Genomic DNA, 19,132 nt, shown 5'->3' with positions numbered 1-19,132 from the left:
CTCCCACAGGCCATTGGTTGCAGTGAGACTTGTGGTTAACGCTGATCGCTGGAGCTTGGGAAGGATCATCAGGCGATGGAGTGCTCGCGAAAAGAATCAGTTAGCCTCAATGCCCTCTGTGCGGCGCTTCCAGATCGCCTGAAAACAGATCGTCTTCAGCATCCGGGCTGACCGGGATGGCGTGTTCTTCCGATGCCCAGGCACCGAGGTCGATCAGTTTGCAGCGGTCCGAGCAGAACGGACGGTTGGGGCTGGCCGCGCTCCATTCCACAGGTGCGTCGCAGGTCGGGCATTGAACGGTCATTGGTTGGCTCATGATTGGCCTCCACGCAAAGTAAGGTAAAAGTGGTGCAGCCGCTCGACTTCGCTTTTCAGCCAGGCCGTATCACGGTCGTTGATCAGCACATCGTCGGCGTGGCGCAGGCGTTCTTCGCGCTGCGCCTGGACCTTGAGGATGGCCTGGACCTGCTCCTGACTTGAGCGGTCGCGCCGCATGGTGCGCTCTATTTGCAGAGGCTGCGGAACGTCGATCACCAGTAGCCTCTGGACCGTTCGGTACTGGCCGGATTCGATCAACAGCGGCGAGACCAGAATGGCGTAGGGCGATGTCGCATTCGCCAGATAGCGGGTGATCTCCTGATTGATCAGCGGATGCAGCAGCGACTCCAGCCAGCGACGTTCTTCAGGTTGCTCGAAGATCAGCGTGCGCAACGCACTGCGATCCAGCTCGCCGCTGGGCTGTAACACGCCAGGGCCGAAGTGCTCGGCAATTTGATCCAGCGCCGGACGCCCCGGCTCGACCACCCAGCGTGCCGCATGGTCGGCGTCCACGGCCTGGATGCCCAGGTCGATAAAGCACTGCGCCGCTGCACTTTTACCGCTACCGATGCCGCCTGTGAGGCCGAGAATCCAGGGTTTTTGATCAGGGTGTTTCATTTGAAACCGGCAAACTGCAAATAGGAGTCGGTTATTTGACCACCCCAGAGCAAAGCGATCCACCCCGCAATGGCCAGATAAGGACCGAAGGGGATTGGCGTACCGGATTCAACATTACGCACGCGCATCAGGATCACGCCCAAAACGGCGCCTACCAGCGATGACAGCAGAATGGTCAGCGGCAGAATCTGCCAGCCGCCCCACGCTCCGAGCATTGCCAGCAACTTGAAGTCGCCATAGCCCATGCCTTCCTTGCCGGTGATCAGCTTGAACAGCCAGAACACCGACCACAGCGCCAGATAACCGGCCACCGCGCCCCACAGCGCGTCACTCAACGAGGTGAAGAGGCCGAACGTGTTCACGATCAGCCCCAGCCACATCAGGGGCAGCACTAGTGAGTCCGGCAGCAACTGCGTGTCGGCGTCGATCAGGCTCATGGCCAGCAGGCCCCACGTCAGCACCAGCATCGCCGCCGCTTGCCAGCCAAAGCCGAAGTGCCAGGCGACGTAGGCCGACAGCAGCGCGCAGGCCAGTTCGACCAGTGGATAACGCTTGCTGATCGCAGACTTGCATTGAGAGCACTTGCCGCGCAGCAACAGGTAGCTGATGACCGGTACGTTCTCCCAGGGACGAATCCTGTGGGCGCAGTGCGGGCAACTGGAGTGCGGGAGAATCAGGTTGAAGGGGGACTGATCGGGCTCGGCAGGCAGGCCCAGCATTTCCCGCGACTGGGCTTTCCAGTCACGCTCCATCATCTTCGGCAGGCGATACACCACGACGTTGAGGAAGCTTCCGACCAGCAGGCCAAGCACGCCACTGAAAATAACAAAGGCCAGCATCGAGCTGGCCAGGAAATCGAGAAGGGGCATGTCAGACAACTTCCCCAAGCTTGAAGATTGGCAGGTACATAGCAATCACTAGGCCGCCAACAACTATACCCAGTATTGCCATGATCATCGGTTCCATCAGGCTGGTCAGGTTGTCGACCATGTTGTCGACCTCATCCTCGTAATAGGTGGCGACCTTGTCGAGCATGCTGTCCAGCGCGCCGGATTCCTCACCAATGGCTGTCATTTGAATGGCCAGGCTCGGGAATACACCCGTCGAGCGCATCGAGAAGTTCAACTGCATGCCGGTCGATACGTCCTGCCTGATTTTGTGGACCGCGTTGCGGAACACCACGTTGCCGGTGGCGCCAGCAACTGAATCAAGCGCCTCGACCAACGGGACGCCAGCCGAGAAGGTGGTAGCCAGTGTCCGCGCGTAGCGGGCCACAGATGACTTGAAGATCAGTGGACCAATGATCGGGATTTTCAGCAGGAACCTGTCGATACCGTCACGAAACTTCTCGGATTTCTTGTAGGCGTTTTTGAATAAATAGTAAGCGCCGATCAATAGTCCGAGGGCGACGGGCCACCAGCGTTGCATGACCTCTGAAAGCCAGATGACCATCAGGGTAAATGCTGGTAACTCGGCCCCAAAGCTTGAGAATATCGACTGAAACTGCGGGACGACTTTAACGAGCAGAATACCGGACACAATCATCGCGACAATCAGAACGGCTGCCGGATAGGTCATGGCCTTTTTGATCTTCGCTTTGAGCTTTTCGGTTTTTTCCTTATATGTGGCTACCCGGTCGAGCAAGCTTTCCAAGGCACCTGCCTGTTCGCCTGCATCCACCAGGTTGCAAAACAGGTCATCGAAATATTCCGGTTTCTTACGCAAGGCGGTTGCAAAGCTGTTGCCTGCCGAAACCTCTTGTTTGAGCGTGCCGATCAGGGAGCGCATGTTCGGGTTCTCGCTGCCGTCGATAATAATGTCGAAGGATTGCAGCAGCGGAACACCCGCTTTCATCATTGTCGCCATCTGTCTTGAGAAGAACGCGATGTCCAACGGTTTTATTTTTTTGCCGTTGCCGAAAATCGACACCGCTTTCTTGCGCACTTTGGTCGGGTTGATACCCTGCTTGCGCAACTGAGCCTTGACCAGCGCCAGGTTGTGGCCGCTCAGTTCACCGTTGATCTTGCTGCCTTTCTTGTCGACGCCTTCCCAGGTGAAAACACTGACTTTGACTGCCTTGCTGGCCATGCTTAATCCTTGGTCACGCGATTGACTTCTTCCAGGCTGGTAATGCCCTGCATGGCTTTCGAAAGGCCTGAGGTGCGCAGGTCATTGAAGCCGTCCTTGCGCATTTGCCTGGAAATTTCCAGCGAATTGCCTTCTTCCATGATGATGCGCTCCAGCTCAGGCGTTTTCTTGACGACTTCGTAAATGCCGACCCGCCCCTTGTACCCGCCGTTGCACTGATTACAGCCAACCGGGCCGTAGATCTTGAACGTGCCTATTTTTGACTCGGGAAAACCTTCCTGAAGCAGTGTTTCGCGGGGCACATCCAGCTCTTTTTTGCAGTGGGAGCATAGCTTGCGAGCCAGACGTTGCGCGATGATCAGGTTGATCGCCGTGGCAATGTTGAAGGCTGCGACCCCCATATGATGCAAACGGGTCAGGGTTTCCGCCGCGCTGTTGGTGTGCAGCGTGGACAAGACCATGTGACCGGTCTGCGAGGCCTTGATGGCGATTTCTGCCGTTTCCAGGTCGCGGATCTCGCCGACCATGATCACGTCCGGGTCCTGACGCAAGAACGCGCGCAGCGCCTGAGAGAAGTCCATGCCCTGACGCGGATTGACGTTGACCTGGTTGATGCCTTCCAGGTTGATCTCGACCGGGTCTTCGGCGGTAGAAATGTTGATGTCCACTGTGTTGAGGATGTTCAGGCCTGTGTACAGCGACACGGTCTTGCCGGAGCCGGTGGGGCCTGTGACCAGAATCATCCCCTGTGGCTGCTTCAACGCTTCCAGATACAGCGCCTTTTGTTCAGGCTCGTAGCCCAGTGCATCGATGCCCATCTGGGCGCTGGTCGGATCGAGAATCCGCATGACGATCTTCTCGCCCCACAGCGTCGGCAGGGTGTTCATACGAAAATCGATGGCCTTGGTCTTGGAGATGCGCAGCTTGACCCGTCCGTCCTGAGGCTTGCGGCGCTCGGAAATGTCCAGGCTGGCCATGACCTTCAGGCGCGCGGCGATTCGGCTGGCGAGGTGAATCGGCGGCCGGGCGACTTCATGCAGGATGCCGTCGGTGCGCAGGCGCACGCGAAATACTTTCTCGTAGGGTTCGAAGTGCAGGTCCGAAGAGCCCAGCCGGATCGCGTCCATCAGCATCTTGTTAACGAAGCGCACCACCGGCGCGTCATCGGCATCGCTCTGTTCGCTGAGAGAAGACTCCTTGCCATCGCCGATTTCGATGTCCAGCCCGAGGTCGACATCGGCCAGATCGCCCAGGCCGCTGTTGGCGTCGAAGAACTTGTCGATGGCGTCACTGAGCTTGTCGTCCTCCACCAGAATCGCTTCGGTGTTGAGGCCGGTGCTGAACTGAATATCGGTGACGGCCTGATGGTTGGTCGGGTCCGAGATGCCGATGAACAGCTTGTTGCCCCGACGCCATAACGGCAATGCGTGGTGCTGGCGAACCAGCTTTTCACTGATCAACCCTTTGGGCTGACTTTCCTTGTCCAGGCTGGCAAGGTCCATGAACGGCACACCGAATTGATCGGAGGCCATCTCGGCAAGCGTCAGACTTTTGACTAGCTTGTTCTGAACCAGGTAGCTGACCAACGAAATTTTGTCGCGCTTGGCGTTTTGGTTAGCCTGCTGTGCAGCTTTTTCAGAAAGAAGCTCGGCCAGCACCAGTTGCTTGGCAAGCCCCGTGAGAACGACATCAGACATAACACCACCACGCACAGACAATACGAGGTTTATATCGCAGTCGGGCGGTGCTGCCAAATGTCAGGAGGGGATGTGACGAAAATTGTCAGTTTCTGCTGATTTCAGAACGCTTCCGAGCACGTCGGCATGTGTTTCAACCCGCAAACTGTGCGGTGTGTCACATTGGCATGACGTGTGCTTTACTCCCCGCAAGGCACCCAAAATTGACGCCTCGGAGAAGTACGCAATGAAAGCACAAAAAGGTTTTACGTTGATCGAATTGATGATCGTGGTAGCGATCGTGGGTATTTTGGCGGCCGTGGCGATCCCGTCCTATCAGAACTATGCGAAAAAAGCTGCTTACACCGAGGTTCTGGCTGCGATGGCGTCTGTTAAAACAGCGGTCGGAGTGTGTGTCGCACAGCAAGGCAACTTGACTGATTGCGACACCGCTGCCGAGGTTGGCGTCACGTTGCCGTCAGGCGTGGGGCTGCCTAGTGTTGTCAATACAATCACTATCACCGGGACCTCAGCTGCGATCACTGCTACTCCCAATGCCACTAAAGGCATTCTGGCTACAGATACCTGCTCGCTCAGTCCAGCCATTGTGGGAGCAGGCGCTCCGGTTACCTGGACTTACACCGGTGTGTGCGTGAGCAACGGGTATATCAAGAACTAATTCGGGCTTGTTTAGCTGAAAAGAACCCGGTCAATGGCCGGGTTTTTTTACGCCTGCGATTTGACCGTGCACAGGCTGTAAGCTTGCCTATGCTCAGTAATGGAAGTCCTCAGGCGGTGAAACCTGCCAAGCCGAAATAGCTCAGTACGGTAGAGCAGCGCACTCGTAACGCGAAGGTCGCAGGTTCGATTCCTGTTTTCGGCACCGTTCAATAGATTCATGCAGTGCCAAGCAGTGTCGGATGTCCTCAAGAAGCCCGCCTAGTGCGGGCTTTTTGTTTCATGCGGTGCCATCTAGTCCCATCCAAGCCCTTGCTATCTGAGTACCCGTGCGAGTACCTTTGCGCTGTTCAATAATCTATGGGTACTCGCATGCCTTTGACAGCGTTAAAAGTGAAGAATGCTGCGCCCCGCGAAACGGACTTCGGCGTCGCTGATGGAGGTGGTCTATTCCTTTGGGTTCGTGCCGCAGGTGGCAAATCTTGGCGCTTCCGTTTCAGGTTGGATGGCAAGCAGTCACACATCTCTCTGGGCACGGCCGATAACGTGACACTCGCGCAGGCTCGCCAGCTTGCTTTTGATGCACGCCAACTTGTGGCGAAGGGACGGCATCCTGGTCTTGAACGGAAGGTCGCTCGGGCTCAGGCGGCTATCTCTCGTGCCAATACGTTCAAGAGCCTTGCGTTAGAGTGGCATCGACATAAGTCCTCACGCTGGTCAGCGGGCTATGCGAGCGACGTGATGGAAGGTTTCGAGCTGGATATCTTTGCGCAGGTTGGAAGCCTGCCGCTGATCGATATCAAACCCATGCTGTGGCTACAGGTCTTCCGCCGCATAGAATCGCGAGGGGCATTAGAGAAGTTGCGAAAGGTCCGGCAGCGTTGCCAAGAGGTCTACCGTTTCGCAATTGCCACTGGGCGGGCTGAGTACAACCCAATCGCAGATATCGGAGGGGCACTTCAGACCCCTACATCACGACACTATCCCTTCCTCCCTATCGCAGAAATCCCGGATTTAATACGAGATTTTCAGGCGTGTCCGGGTCATGACGTGGTGAAAATTGCCGCACGCCTATTAATTTTTACAGGGGTGCGGACTGCTGAACTGAGGGGGGCTCCTTGGTCAGAGTTCGACCTCGATAAGAAACTCTGGATGATTCCAGCTGAGCGGATGAAGATGCGCCGCGCTCATCTAGTCCCTCTGCCCAAGCAAGCAGTGTCTGCACTGCGTGAGCTAGAAAGCATTACTGGCGGCTACACGCTTGCGTTCCCTGGGCGTAACGACCCGGCTAAGCCTATGAGCGAGGCAGCGATCAACCAACTGCTCAAGCGCTCTGGTTACGACGGTCGCGCCACAGGTCACGGGTTCCGCCACACAATGTCCACCACTTTGCATGAACAGGGGTACGCCAGCGAATGGGTCGAAACTCAGCTAGCGCATTTGGACAAGAACAGCATACGCGGCACCTACAATCATGCCCTATATCTGGAGGGGCGTCGCGGGATGCTTCAGTGGTATGCCGACCATTTAGAGGCTCTGTCGTCCAACTGTGCTGAGTCCTCTATTGCAGATATGGAGGCAAGTGCATGAGCGATGATCTGATTCGTCTATCTGATTTGTTGCCTGCGTACGCTCGTTATCACGCACTAAGTTTGCCTGAGGCGGCATTTGGTCTTCAGGAATTGATTGGTGAAGTATGTATTGAATACATGCTGCGCCGTGAGGATATATTGCCCAAGCAACTATTTTGGGTTGGCAGGGTCGTTTCCTCAGAAGTCTCGATCAGAGGTTATGAGTTGGATGAAGAAGGGTTACTTAGCTACTTCGAAGGGTTGTGTAATCCTCTCCCTGGCGTCGATAGTAATTTTATACAGTGCTTCTGTTGTTCGGTAAATAAACGCGTCTGTATTCCGGCGAGCATTGTTTATTCTTCGAGAGAGACTCTTGGTCAGTGGATAGGTAGTGCGGGAATTGAAGCTTCTGATTTTGTTTCAAGTAGCGGTATGGGTTCGCGGGCTGAAGCAGATGAAGGGAAGGCCGTGCTTCAATCTAAAGAGCTGAATTCTATTAGCTTAATTATAGGTGGCTTGGTTGAGCTAATCAAAGAGGTTGATAAGGCTCATACTGATCAGTCTCCTGATGAGGCCGTCAAGAAGCGTTCAGAGACTATCAGGCGTCGGGTGTTAGGACTTCGTTCTGATCGTAAAAACTTTGATCCATGTACAGCAATTATATCTTTAGCTGAAGCGGCAGGGGTGGACATGCCAAAGAGTCACAAGACTCTTAAAAAGTACATGGGGGGATGGGCATAATGATGTCGGTGGGGAGAGGAGGCTAATACTGGCGTTTTAGCGAGAATTAGGCAATTGCCAGGACTCATCGCCTGAGATGCTTTTCAATTCCTAGCCATCCAGTCCGGTCCCAAGGAGACCCGTCCAAATGGCTAGTCAACACGTCTCACCTCTACTGCTTCGCCTTCCTAATGTCTGTGCTCTCGTTGGACTGAGCAAATCTCAGATATATCGCTTGATTCGGGCGGGCGAGTTCCCCTCCGGGATTTCGCTTGGGGCCAATTCTGTAGCGTGGCCTGCTGATCAGGTGCATGCGTGGGTTGTAGAGAAAATAGCTGCGTCAGTACGTTAAAGTGCCTTCCGATATACGTCATCCGCGCAGCATGGATACCATTCTAGAGATCTTTAACGAGCGCGGTCTGGCGAAGCCTCAAGACGCCGGAAGCGAGCCGGTTCGTTGTCTGATGACCAATTGGTCAGATTCGGTCAGGCGTGTGCCAAACGTTGCTCTCCGATCCGCTTTATTTAGTGCGGTCAGTAAAGGCCATCGCCCATATCTCGAACGTGTTGAAATTAGTGCTTTGGGTGGGATCAGTATCATATATACAGGTGCCTTGCTTGATCAGGGTGATTTAGATGTGTGGGAGGCTGTGCTGCATTTGTCTCGGATGCGGGAGCTTGGATCGGAATGCAGAGTAACTGCATATCGTCTACTCAAAGATCTAGGTAAGACCGATACTGGGAAAAACCGAGGCATTTTAAATAGGCATTTAAGCAGGATGAAGGCTACTGCTTTGCAGATTCGAGTGGGGGAGTACTCATACGAGGGAAGCTTGATTTGCGATGTCTATCGCGACCACACTACGCGAAGCTATGTAATTAAATTAAATCCAAAGCTTAGAGTGCTGTTTTGTGGGGACCAGTTCACAGATGTGGATTGGTCAGTTCGCCGGGCGCTGCATGGTAAGCCGCTTGCTCTGTGGTTGCATGGGTTCTACATGACTCATGCACGACCCTATGACTTCAAAGTAGAAACTTTGCACCGATTGTGTGGAAGCAGGGCAAGGTCATTAAGTGATTTCAAAAAGGACTTGCGGCGATCTCTAGGCTCCGTGGAGAAAGCAAGCAACGCGGCAGGTCAGCCGTTTAGCTACTCAGTAGAGGGGGGCTTAGTGCGAGTGAAGACTACACCCAGTCCTTCGCAGCAACGACACTTGGAAAAAAAGCGCTGATTTAGTTCTGGCATTACTTTTTATGCCGTTCTAGCACCCCAGGGCTACCGTTCCAGCACCCCGGACTACCGTTCCAGCACTCTGGCACTGCCGTTCTTTTACCCATGAAAATACCGTTCTAGCTCCCCTAGAATATTTCATTGATTTCGCTCTCTAGCCCAAGCTACATCGGCCATGCGGAGATTTTCACGGGAGGCACTAATCTGTTCCTAATCAAATATAAATACTGAGTAGCGGCTTCAGACGTACACCGACCATTAAGCCATTACTAATCCTGCTGTGGCGGTATCTAGTTCAGCGTAGGTAGACCTCGGTGATTTCAGGGCGGAAATGCCCCATTTCCTGTGACACTACCTCAAGGGCCTGCTTTCGCGTGAGGTGGCGCTGGAGCTTTGCCATACGATCCTGGGCATAGGTGTGCCGTAGGCCATGGGCGCCATTTGACCATCCAAGTGCTGTATTGGAAGCAGCACTAACGCTTTTGCTCCAAGGCTGACCGCCTCCGATTCCGTAAAACTGCTGATAGTTGATCCCACGATCTTTGACGTTTCGGGGCTCAGCCAAGCGCATTCTTTCCAGGCGTCTAGCGAGTGGAATTGGAATGCGCACCTCTCGTATCAGCCCTCCTTTGCCGTGGACGGTGTAACTGATAGTTGTTTCACGTAATCCTGAAAACTTCATGTTGTGTGTAGGACGCTGATCTGGCTCTTGGCGGTGTTTTCTGCGAAGTCCAAGCAGCTCGTGGGCTCTTAGACCTGCGGCGTGCGAGATCTCTGTGGCGAGCGCGTTATGGGGAGCTTGGCGTGCAGCAATGAGCGCCATTTGCTCGTGGGTATAGGCTCTCGACTGGTCGGCCAGGCGGCGACCTAGTGTTGGTTGGTTAGCCTTTCCTGGATGAGGGCTTGCGGTACTCTTAATGACTTGAAGAGTTTGCGCTGTTGGGAGCCGGTGCGTGACGTGTTGCATCATCGCTTGCAGGGCTTGACGCTCCATATCCAAGGTCTTCTGTCCGACCACCATTGCACGCTGCCGAAGGTATTCGAGGGCAACGACGGGTGTCATCTCGCGGAGGCTACCCAAGCGGTGCTCCTGGAGGTATGCGGTGATTCGCTCTAATCGTTGTTCGTAGTTTCGGACGGTCCCGACCGAGCGGATGTGAGTACCTTGCAGCTTTTTCATCACCGACGCAGCCTGTGTCGCTGGCTTCGCAAACTTAGCCATCGTGCCGGTTCCGGTGTAGCCATCGGTGCACGGTCGAGCGTTCGACTCTGAAGCCTTTTTCTGCCAGCCAGCGTTGTAGCTCGCTACCGTTGCAACCTGCTGCATGAAGCTGCATTAGCTCATACGTGAAATTATCTAGCAGTGAGCGACGTTGGGCATACGTTCGGGGTTTTCTCCGAATCCTAGACTCGGCCTTGAGGTGAGCAGTAATGCTCAGTGCATCGAATTCGCTCATGGGATTCTCTCTATCGTTGTAAGAACTCCTGACCGTTGCCGGTTCAGCGACACACCATCCATAGATGGTTCGTTGTGTGCCTGTTCGCCCCCCTTCGCATCAGATGCAGGCTGGGACTGTTCACGCCTACTCGGAGTCTCCGAGTGGGTTCCTGATTACTCGCTCAGGTGCGGTTGCCATTTAGTCTGGCTGACGACGCTGGTTTGTCTTGTCTCTCCCCAAATGGTGGTGGATGGCTCCGACACGTCGGTCGGGGTTAGGTCAGCCACACACGCGATGGCGCAGGTGTAACCGATGGGCATCTGCCTGCGATGGCGCGGGCAGAGCTTTCTGCCAATGTCTCGCCCCATGAGAACACGGGTAGCGAGACTGCCGGACAGTGCGGTTAGGTGCCTTGTCAGCATACGAAAAATGGACATAGGCCGACAACGCAATGACGCTGCGTTGTATTTGTTGCGCGAAATTAGATGTGTCGAGTGTGCCCGCTATGTAAAGCGCCATCTAGGCGCGTTACATAGCGGGCACATAAGCGTCATCGCCATTGATATGAGGGCATTCAACGGTTCCCACAATACGGGTAGGCAGTGGGTTCACTGGCTGAAGTTGGGTCTTGTTTTCAGCGCGCAAAAAGAGTGAGTGGTAGCGTCTAGCGCCGCAACAGCTTCGCTAAGGCGAGGAGGGTGAAGCCTAGAATTTTCATCAAAGTGAGCGTCCAACTCAGCAGCATAACCGCAACATGTTTGACTGCACCTGGCGGGACCAGCCTGGTAGTTTCTGCATCAGGGGTAGCTGGCTGGGAGGCTTGATTATCTATCCTAGCCAAGAATTCCTGTTCCCAATGAATCGAGTTCGCGATCCACTCCTGATCTGAGGTACTGACGATTTTCTGCACATTCGCATAATCCCCGGTGAAGCGGTGCACGGTGTAGCGGTAATTTGAGCAGCCGTCGCTGCGGCTGTACTTCATGAGTTGAACGTTCAGTACAGCATTGCCGCCACGGGCTGCGCTTGCTTTCTCCAGAAGAGATCGAGCTTCATTTGGACTATTGGACTCTGCGTAGCCACTGCCTAGATTGAAAATTATTTCGAACCCGCGTGCGGTAGAATCCCTTGTCCAGATAAAACGATTCGGGGATTCATAGGCAAGGCCTGGTGGTTGCGGGCGTTCTCCAGGTTTGACCCTCAGTGCCCTGTACCCTTTCGGACCTGGCTGGCCCTCAAATACTACGGACTGACCATCAAAAAGCTCCCCACCCTCAACGCTTTTACTGTGTACAAAATAGCTACGTCCGTCATCTCCCTGAATGAATCCAAACCCCTTTTCGGGCATGAAACTGCGTACAACGCCGGAAATTAGAGAATCTTCCTGATCTGACCTGTCGCTCATGACCTTGGTGTCCTGTTGTGAAGGCGGCTATAGTATCTCAGGACATTTTGTGTCATCCCGCCCCCGCCCCCAGTAACTACATCCAGTTCGGTTGATATGGAAGCTCCATGCGCCTAGGCTGATAAAACTACTCACACCCGGGTTTTTGATTTTGTATACGGCACCTATAGACGATGAAGGTTATATTGAAAATCCATATGTTGTTAACGTTTCAGCGTTCAGCCAAAAAAAACTATGGTGTGGGATCACATATCGGCGCGGAAAAAAAATCGTATTTCCGATTTTTTTGCCTAGTGCAGATAATGGGAGAAAAATTGATGTTAGTGGCGTAGCAAGGGGAGTGTATTTGGTATTTGGCTTAGCTAATGATCCAGGACGTTTGATCTATGTGGTAGATCAGGTAGAGAAAAATTATATTCTGTTGCGTTCTGTCGAGGTTTCTGAAGTTCCAAGAGTATATGATATAGAATTAACAACACCGAATAGGGTTTACATTTTAGAAGCTAAGCTGGCAATGCTGGCCGAACAGATGTGTGATCTTCAGGGTGAGATGATGCTGCTGAAAGAAACAGTCGCGTCAAGCGTCGGCTAGAGAATGGCCGAAAAGTTTAAGTCACTTTTTGGGGTTACCAGTGCCAGAGCATTTGACGAGCTGCCAAAGTGGCTGACTGTATCGCTATACTAGAAACAGCTCTTCATAGTAAGTTTTCGGGTAAGAGGAACGGCGTCGATCGTTTCGGTGCTGGCGATGACGCTACCTATGGTAGGGCGCGCCAGCACGACCCATCATTTAACCCCCCCTAGATGCGAGCCGCGTGCCGAGTAATAGAGCTGCGCAATCTCGATGCTATCGAGCGCCCTGCGCAGAGCTGTGCCGCCACTACCTGAGTAATGAGAATAGCCAAAGATTTCGTCGCCACCGCTAGTCATGGATTTCCCGTCTATTGGAGACCTTCAAAAGCCCGAAAATAACAGTCCGTGATTGTCACACCGTTTGGGCGGCAGCCCCGACTCGCTTCTATTCCTTGGCGCGGCGCACCCAAATCCTAATTTAGGAACCGACGATTTTTTGTGAGGGCCCGATGACACAGGGCGGTCATGGTTTAGCGTTATCGCTCACATGACTGGAGGTGCTACATGAAGAGAGTTTTAGTTGGTGTTGTCCTCGCTGCTATAGGCTTCTGGCTGGGCTCTCATCGCCTAGTGCCGCTGTGGTCGGTTTGGGTGCTTGGAGGTTTGGGGGTTGGGCTGTGGCTCTCAGCGGAATGGCTAGAGCGAAGGGAGCGTAATCGATGATGGGGGCGGATCTGGACGAACTGATGATCGTTAGCTGCCTGTTTCCAGCTATGAGATGGTCGCTCTCGTTGGTGCGGCCTGTAATCATTGCTAGAGAAGGCAACGTTCTGCGTTTGTATCGGATGCCGATTCTGGTGCTGCTGGACGAATTTCGCGCCGAGCTCTTCATCGAGCAGCTCAATCACGTCAGCCTAGCGTAGCGGGTGATGTTAAAGTGATATCGCTCTGTGGGTGCTTTGCTGTTAGTGGATAGAAATCAAGGGAAGAATGTTATGCGCACGCTATTTAAATTTGCAGCAGTCACTGCTTTCGGGACGGCCCTCTCTGGCTGTGGCGGTGAGGATTTTACAGGGGCTTATCGATTCCATGATTCGGGTATGAAGGGAGTCATGGTTCTTAATATTCATGGTGATAAAGCAGAGTTATTCGGAGATTTTGGAAAATCCGGTATCAAGCCACTGAGCAAATTGAAGATGTCGGTAAGCGGGGGAAAACTTTTTCTTGATGACATGAATAGCTCCACACGTCTCGTGATGAAGCGTAACGTCGATGAACGAAGCCTTGACTGTCTCAATTGCAAAGTCGTTGGCATGAAGGCAGATGAACTTCTCTGGAAATATGATCCCGAAGGACCGTATGACGTAGATAAGTTGCTCAAAGACCAGGCTCGCAAGGACGAAGAGGCGTTGAATGCGGCGCTGGAGAAAATGCAGAAAGAAGCCTTGGAGAAGGGGCGTCGGGATTTAGAGGCTCAGAAGCTGGCCCCGTTCGAAGGCGATTGGGTCTATCAGCGGACTACGAAATCCGATCCTTTGACTATCATGGGAATCTGGCGTGTGAAGCAGGTCAGGATTTGGTCGTTTAAGTTTGAGACAATGGATCGCCTCGGGTATGAAACCCCAGGCTTTGAGGTCACAGACACCGCTTTGAAGATCGGTGCAGGCTCCAGCGCGAAGCTTTACTCCCTAAGCGCTGACAAAAAGGTACTGACCTGCACGACCTGTGATAAACCGACAGTTTGGGCTAAGGCTGACCCGAAGAAAGATCTCAGTGATCGTGATTATGCTCGCAAGATAGCTGGTAACCCGTAGCATCAGTTGCACTCTGCCCATTGATCGACTTTCTCAGGCTTAGGCTGGCAGCCTTTGCCTGACTGGAATAGGTGTAGGTCGATCTACGTCCATCAGGAACAAGTGCGGTAATAGTTGCTGCCTTTTTGGTCAGATTTGCCTTTGGGGGCTCCAGTATATTTTAACGGCCATTGCGCACCGGAAAGCGCGCTACTTCGGTTTCGTCAGTTTAGCGAGATAATGGCAATCGGTTTCTCGGTTGAGAATGTCAACAATTTCATTAAGGGCTAGTTTTTTGTGTAAACCAATTTTGAAACTAGCTCCGTTAGTGTAGAAAAGGTCTGCATGATCTAATGGATGTATGTGGCCTTTCAATCTTTTGGGGTCAGGGTCATGGTCGAAGCGCAAATAACCGTCTTCTGCACCCAGTAACTCAGAAAGCACAGGCCAAAACTCTGAAGCTGCTTCTCCTTGACTTTCAAAATGTTCGGCTAATGCCCATTCGTTAACTAGTCCATTATCTTTAAGAAGTGATGCTATGAGTAGTATGTCGGATGAGAGCCTACTGTCGATGTCAATTCCTGATGCGGTTTTGACAGTGAATAGGCCTTCATTAGTTTCAATTCTGAAAGGAAACGAAATTGAAAATGTTTTTGTGCTACTAGAATAAAATAGTCTGCTCATTCTAGAACTGTGGATATGGATCTCTGCGGCAGTGATTTCTTCCGAAGGTGGGAAGTAGTTTATTATTACTTTGATAGAGTCCATCCACAATCGCAGAATATCAAACCTGCTGCGTATTGCTTTGGTAAACGATACCGCTTGATATTGATCTACCTTGAAAATATTAACCGTCATTCAGCACTATTCCGATGTGAGCTTTCGCGCGAGCTTTTGGATTTCAGCCTTCGATGCATCAGGATCGAGTAAAGATTTCATCGCGCTGAGATAACGAACGCTTTGAGACTCAGAAGTCCCCAGCTCCGAGAGAATGTCTAGAGCGAGATCATCAAAAGATTTCAACCTGCCATGCCACTTCACTGAGGCTCTAATTTGCTCTTGTTCACTTGCAGGCGGAGGCATTACTCGTAACACACCATCTTTAGCAATCTTTTCGAGCCCTGCTTGAATCTTGTCAAGGGTCGGGTTCATGATCCCATTGGGAACTAGAAAATACGTTTTTAAGAAGGATCTAGTTATTGCCATATAAAGCGCATTTCTATGATTGAATGACTCCGAAAGATGAGATGTCACGCAAATGACAAACGGGAATTCCAAGCCCTTTACATGGTTGGTATTACTAAGGAATAGTTCGCCGTCCTTGCTTGGGTTTCCAGACTCATAAGCCTTATTGACCGGCCAACCAATTTCCCTAGGAATAAGTTGGGCCAGCATGTCAGACATCTCATAGATCGATTTGCTTCTATCGATCATGATAATTCCGACATCATTTGCTGTTACGTTAGAGTATTGCTTCTTGATATCTCTAATGCATTCAATTATACGTAGACAGCATTGCTGACGATATTCTCCATTCAAGCGTATTAAATCTACGCTTCTGCTCTCTTGAGATATGTCCTCAAATCTGCTAATAGGCTCGCGTTTTAGAATCAACTCACCAGTATTGAGGTCGGTGGAACTTTGATAGCCGCAAGCATCCAAGTCATCATTGTCTAGCCAATTTAATTTCCGGTCTTCGAAGTACCCCATTGCTAGTGCCTGAGCAAACATTAGCGTAGTTGGTGCTGTTCTGTAACACTTACTAAGAGTGAACTCTGCCTTGGTGCCAGCCCCCTTTCTTTCGTCAAAAATACTTTGAAAAATGTCTCCCGCAATGAATAGCGAATTTTTTGTCGCTATTTCACAAAGTTCAAAAAAGCTTTCGGGGAAGTCTTGGCTTTCATCAACTAGCATATAATCGAATGCATAGACACCATCAGTACCACCTTTAGCTTTCAAGGCTTCTAACGACAGTGTGCAGGCTCGATCGAAATCCATGGATCTGGACCACGGATGGCAAGGGATATCATACGCACTACAAATGGCTGCATATGCTCCAGAATACGGCTGGCCTGATGAGCCCCACGCATGGACGCAGAGGAGCCTTTGATTCCATTCAATCTGCTGTTCAACCTTCATGAAGTTAAAGAATTTTGGAATCCTTGCACGAAGGTTGGCTGCCAAAATCTTATTGTGGCACGTAATTGCAATTCTTGAAATATCATCAGCGACGTAGAGCTCTTTTAACTTATGGAGCAAGAGCTCTGTTTTACCCGTACCAGAAAGGCCTTGTATCCTAACCTCTTTTTGCTTTAAGTCTTGATAGACGAAGCGTGTCTGATCGCCATCAAAAAGCAAAATATTACGCTTGATTCGATCTAGGTCGTTTTCAGGAACATCCACTCCCACCCGCTCGATATCGTTAATGCTACCAGTAGCCAACGACACAAGCAGTTCTGACAGTCTTTGCTCTTCTGCGTTTGTCAGTTCCGACGCTTCAAGGTATTGCTCTATTGAAAGTTTTTCAGCATGCAGCTGCTGAGAAGTTAAAGACTCCTGCCATCGCTTTGGTCGGCCGATTTTGTCTTTGTAGTTAAATTTTGTTGAGATGTAGCCAATGTCTTCAACGAAGTCATCCGCATAGTCTGATAAATCGCTGTCGTTGCCATTGGAACTTACGAAAACAATTTTCCGCTTGGGGATCAATATGGCGAAGCAGTTATCTGAGTCGTAACTGCCTTTAATCTCTATAAGCGGTTTATCAATAATGTAGCACTGTACGTAATTTCCGGCACACCAATCGGCTAGCTGATGCAAAATCCCTCAATTTCCGCGCTTGGCACAATGCTGCTGAAGATATAACTGCTCATATTTTTCTCTGTTCCGAAAGGAGCTGGGGCAACCGGCCATATTCATACCTACGAGCGCCCAAGCTAGGTCTGAACTGATAATGGCCCAACCTGTGACTCGCAGCAAGGATCGACGGCCGCTCGAGAGCTAGCGCGTAGTTACCAGCGGTGTCCGCGTTTCGCGGGTCACGGCTTGATCCCAAGAGTCTTTGTGGGGTGGGCGTCACACTTGTACGGTGCCAATGGTTGTTTTGATCCATAACGAGTCTGTCTATTTATGTTATGGGACGCAGAGCTATGTGGGCGTCGAGGAAGGCGGCCAGGATACGAGTACCCATATGAGTACCTTTTTGTAGGGGCGCGGCAATGAATGTTCATGTTCTATTAGGTTATTATGATTATATTCGATTCCTGTTTTCGGCACCAGAAACAAAAAATCCCGATCATCGCTGATCGGGATTTTTTCGTTTCGGGTTAAGCCTCGGCCTTACCGCACCACCTGGTCCACGCGGGGTTGTCTGCGAAAGCGGCGGCGGATTACGACCACAATTAAAACCAGCAGCAAGGTCAGGACGCCGAAGAAGATCGCGTTGAACACCGGGAAGGGTTGGTCACGGGTGGTCACGGCTTCGATCTGGGTCACGTTGGGGAACATCGAGAGGATCTGGATGCGCCAGCCGTAGTAGCGGATGAGCGCCAGTTGCTGCGAGTCGCGGGAATAGCCCTGCGCCTTGGCCTGGATGTCGGCGGAGTCGAACTTGAAGTACCACGGGAAGCTCCAGCCGGTGTCTTCGTTGCGATACACCACCACGCTCTTGTTGTCCGGGTGCTCGGTGTTGATGAAATACACGTCACGGGTCGGACCGTCAGCCGGGTTTTCGGCGTTGATCACGCCGTCGGCGTCCATTCTTTTGACTTCCACCCCGGTGATCATCACGACATCATGGCGCGGCATGACGTAATAGAGGCTTAATGCGCCGATCCCGAACGCCACGAACACCACAAGCCCAATCGACCTTTTAAGCCACTTCATACCAGCGTCCTCTGTTTAAAATTGCGTGACTTTGCCTTAATCCGAACATTTCGAAGCAAAACAGTTATTACAAAATTCGACAAGGCCGTCTGAGGCGGGCTTGTCTTCCGGAGATTCACATGATTTGGTTCCTTGAAGGGCAGTCCAGCCAGCGCGAAGTGATCATGGGCGCGCGTGATGCCTTGCCGGCTTCGGTGCAGATTGTCGCCTCTCATCGACAATTGCGCCCGGAGATCACCGGGCAGGCCGACGTGGCCTTGCAGGAGCCTGCCGATAACGACGAACGCATCGACTGGGTCATCGAAACTGCCCGCACACTCGGCGTCAAGGTCATCCTCGCCGGGCGGGTGGGCAGCGTATACGAAGCCCAGCGTGAACGCTTCATTGCTGAAGGCTTCGACCTGGTCACCGGTGGAACGTCCATGCAGACCTTTATGGATGTCGACGACAAGAGCCGCTTTACCGCTCAGGCGCAGGCGGCCGGTCTGGCGTGCATTCCGGGCCTGACTGCCTGCAACGCCGAAGAGCTTCAGACAGCTTATGACACGCTTTCGGCTTGCGGCGAGGTTTGCATCAAGCCTACGGTCGGGATCTTTGGTCATGGCTTCTGGCGATTCAAGGAGGGAATCGACGATTTCCGGGTGTTTGCCAACCCGGATGCTCGCGAAACGACCTTCCAGGCTTACCTCAACGCCTATCGCCAGTCCGACGTCCGTCCGCCGATGCTGCTGATGCCGTATATGGCGGGCAGCGAGTGTTCGGTGGACATGGTGTGTGAGCAGGGCAAGGCGGTGGCGTTCGTCGGGCGGCGCAAGCAAGGGCTGAATCAGACGTTCGAGCGTGACAGTGAAGCCGTGCGTCTAGCGGTCAGGGCTGCCGAGCATTTTGCCTGTGACGGGTTGATCAACGTGCAGACCCGCGATGACGAGCATGGCATGCCGCATCTGCTGGAAATCAATCCACGTTATTCAGGTGGCATTGGCTACACGCGGGAGACCGGTGTGAATCTGCCGGGGATTTTCGCCACACGGCGTCTGGGCTTGAAAGAACCGGAAACACATTGGCTCGATGATATTCGAGTCAAGGCCATCACCGTTGCCGTGCGGGCCGCTGTATGATCCGCACAATAGATTTTTGCTA

At 52.5% G+C, this 19,132-nt stretch carries 19 protein-coding genes and 1 tRNA gene; 10 read left to right on the top strand and 10 right to left on the bottom strand.

Going from position 1 to position 19,132, the window contains the following annotated elements:
* Positions 1–106: 106 nt before the first annotated feature.
* Genes yacG through pilB form a run of 5 tightly spaced genes read right to left on the bottom strand, consistent with a single transcriptional unit; the run spans position 107 to position 4,721 of the window.
* Positions 107–316, bottom strand: a complete 210-nt coding sequence (gene yacG, locus H8S56_RS19120; RefSeq protein WP_024684958.1) for a DNA gyrase inhibitor YacG — start codon at positions 314–316, stop codon at positions 107–109.
* A complete protein-coding gene (gene coaE / locus H8S56_RS19115) occupies positions 313–936 on the bottom strand; it encodes a dephospho-CoA kinase (RefSeq protein WP_187519504.1) in 624 nt (207 codons plus the stop codon). The genes yacG and coaE overlap by 4 nt, the downstream gene beginning before the upstream one ends.
* Positions 933–1,805 carry a prepilin peptidase gene (locus tag H8S56_RS19110; protein ID WP_187519503.1) on the bottom strand — a complete coding sequence of 291 codons (873 nt, stop codon included), beginning with the start codon at positions 1,803–1,805 and terminating at the stop codon, positions 933–935. The genes coaE and H8S56_RS19110 overlap by 4 nt, the downstream gene beginning before the upstream one ends.
* Position 1,806: 1 nt before the next feature.
* Entirely contained in the window at positions 1,807–3,024 is a 1,218-nt protein-coding gene (locus tag H8S56_RS19105; RefSeq protein ID WP_187519502.1) for a type II secretion system F family protein, read from the bottom strand.
* 2 nt (positions 3,025–3,026) lie between these two features.
* The gene (pilB, locus tag H8S56_RS19100; RefSeq protein ID WP_187519501.1) at positions 3,027–4,721 is read right to left on the bottom strand and encodes a type IV-A pilus assembly ATPase PilB; all 1,695 of its coding nucleotides are present in this window, start codon (positions 4,719–4,721) and stop codon (positions 3,027–3,029) included.
* Positions 4,722–4,947: 226 nt separating this feature from the next.
* Here pilB and H8S56_RS19095 point away from each other — a divergent pair, with 226 nt between their 5' ends.
* From H8S56_RS19095 to trfA, 6 genes are all read left to right on the top strand, one after another.
* On the top strand, positions 4,948–5,379 hold the full coding sequence (locus H8S56_RS19095; protein WP_187519500.1) for a pilin: 432 nt from the start codon (positions 4,948–4,950) through the stop codon (positions 5,377–5,379).
* A 130-nt stretch (positions 5,380–5,509) separates the two neighbouring features.
* A tRNA-Thr gene (locus tag H8S56_RS19090) sits at positions 5,510–5,583 on the top strand.
* A 167-nt stretch (positions 5,584–5,750) separates the two neighbouring features.
* The gene (locus H8S56_RS19085) at positions 5,751–6,968 is read left to right on the top strand and encodes a tyrosine-type recombinase/integrase (protein ID WP_187519499.1); all 1,218 of its coding nucleotides are present in this window, start codon (positions 5,751–5,753) and stop codon (positions 6,966–6,968) included.
* On the top strand, positions 6,965–7,690 hold the full coding sequence (locus H8S56_RS19080; protein ID WP_187519498.1) for a hypothetical protein: 726 nt from the start codon (positions 6,965–6,967) through the stop codon (positions 7,688–7,690). The genes H8S56_RS19085 and H8S56_RS19080 overlap by 4 nt, the downstream gene beginning before the upstream one ends.
* A 127-nt stretch (positions 7,691–7,817) precedes the next feature.
* Positions 7,818–8,021, top strand: a complete 204-nt coding sequence (locus H8S56_RS19075) for a helix-turn-helix transcriptional regulator (RefSeq protein WP_187519497.1) — start codon at positions 7,818–7,820, stop codon at positions 8,019–8,021.
* 31 nt (positions 8,022–8,052) lie between these two features.
* Positions 8,053–8,901, top strand: a complete 849-nt coding sequence (gene trfA, locus H8S56_RS19070) for a plasmid replication initiator TrfA (protein WP_187519496.1) — start codon at positions 8,053–8,055, stop codon at positions 8,899–8,901.
* A gap of 294 nt (positions 8,902–9,195) precedes the next feature.
* Here trfA and H8S56_RS19065 read toward each other — a convergent pair whose 3' ends face one another.
* Both H8S56_RS19065 and H8S56_RS19060 read right to left on the bottom strand, forming a co-directional pair.
* Entirely contained in the window at positions 9,196–10,227 is a 1,032-nt protein-coding gene (locus H8S56_RS19065; protein ID WP_235986817.1) for a site-specific integrase, read from the bottom strand.
* Positions 10,228–11,003: 776 nt separating this feature from the next.
* Positions 11,004–11,744: a cold-shock protein gene (locus H8S56_RS19060; protein ID WP_187519495.1), complete on the bottom strand. Its 741-nt coding sequence runs from the start codon at positions 11,742–11,744 to the stop codon at positions 11,004–11,006.
* A 151-nt stretch (positions 11,745–11,895) separates the two neighbouring features.
* On the opposite strand from H8S56_RS19060, the gene H8S56_RS19055 reads away from it, so the two are divergent.
* From H8S56_RS19055 to H8S56_RS19045, 3 genes are all read left to right on the top strand, one after another.
* Positions 11,896–12,336 (top strand): hypothetical protein, encoded by a 441-nt coding sequence (locus H8S56_RS19055; protein ID WP_187519494.1) that lies wholly within the window; start codon positions 11,896–11,898, stop codon positions 12,334–12,336.
* A 700-nt stretch (positions 12,337–13,036) separates the two neighbouring features.
* Entirely contained in the window at positions 13,037–13,240 is a 204-nt protein-coding gene (locus H8S56_RS19050) for a hypothetical protein (RefSeq protein WP_187519493.1), read from the top strand.
* Positions 13,241–13,312: 72 nt separating this feature from the next.
* Complete coding sequence (locus tag H8S56_RS19045) at positions 13,313–14,131, top strand: hypothetical protein (protein ID WP_187519492.1); 819 nt, start codon at positions 13,313–13,315, stop codon at positions 14,129–14,131.
* Positions 14,132–14,320: 189 nt separating this feature from the next.
* On the opposite strand, the gene H8S56_RS19040 is transcribed toward H8S56_RS19045, so the two are convergent.
* The 3 genes from H8S56_RS19040 to H8S56_RS19030 form a co-directional block, all read right to left on the bottom strand.
* Positions 14,321–14,968, bottom strand: coding sequence for a hypothetical protein (locus tag H8S56_RS19040; RefSeq protein WP_187519491.1), 648 nt, complete (start codon positions 14,966–14,968; stop codon positions 14,321–14,323).
* 6 nt (positions 14,969–14,974) lie between these two features.
* Positions 14,975–16,927 (bottom strand): ATP-binding domain-containing protein, encoded by a 1,953-nt coding sequence (locus tag H8S56_RS19035; RefSeq protein WP_187519490.1) that lies wholly within the window; start codon positions 16,925–16,927, stop codon positions 14,975–14,977.
* Positions 16,928–17,446: 519 nt separating this feature from the next.
* Positions 17,447–17,992, bottom strand: a complete 546-nt coding sequence (locus tag H8S56_RS19030) for a DUF1523 family protein (protein ID WP_187519489.1) — start codon at positions 17,990–17,992, stop codon at positions 17,447–17,449.
* 119 nt (positions 17,993–18,111) lie between these two features.
* Here H8S56_RS19030 and H8S56_RS19025 point away from each other — a divergent pair, with 119 nt between their 5' ends.
* Positions 18,112–19,110 (top strand): ATP-grasp domain-containing protein, encoded by a 999-nt coding sequence (locus tag H8S56_RS19025; protein WP_187519488.1) that lies wholly within the window; start codon positions 18,112–18,114, stop codon positions 19,108–19,110.
* Positions 19,111–19,132: the final 22 nt, after the last annotated feature.

It is taken from the genome of Pseudomonas triticifolii (genome assembly GCF_014358015.1).
GTDB classification, from domain to species: Bacteria; Pseudomonadota; Gammaproteobacteria; order Pseudomonadales; family Pseudomonadaceae; genus Aquipseudomonas; species Aquipseudomonas triticifolii.
The sequence above is the reverse complement of the archived record's forward strand: the minus strand, read 5'-3'. Positions and strand labels throughout refer to the sequence as shown.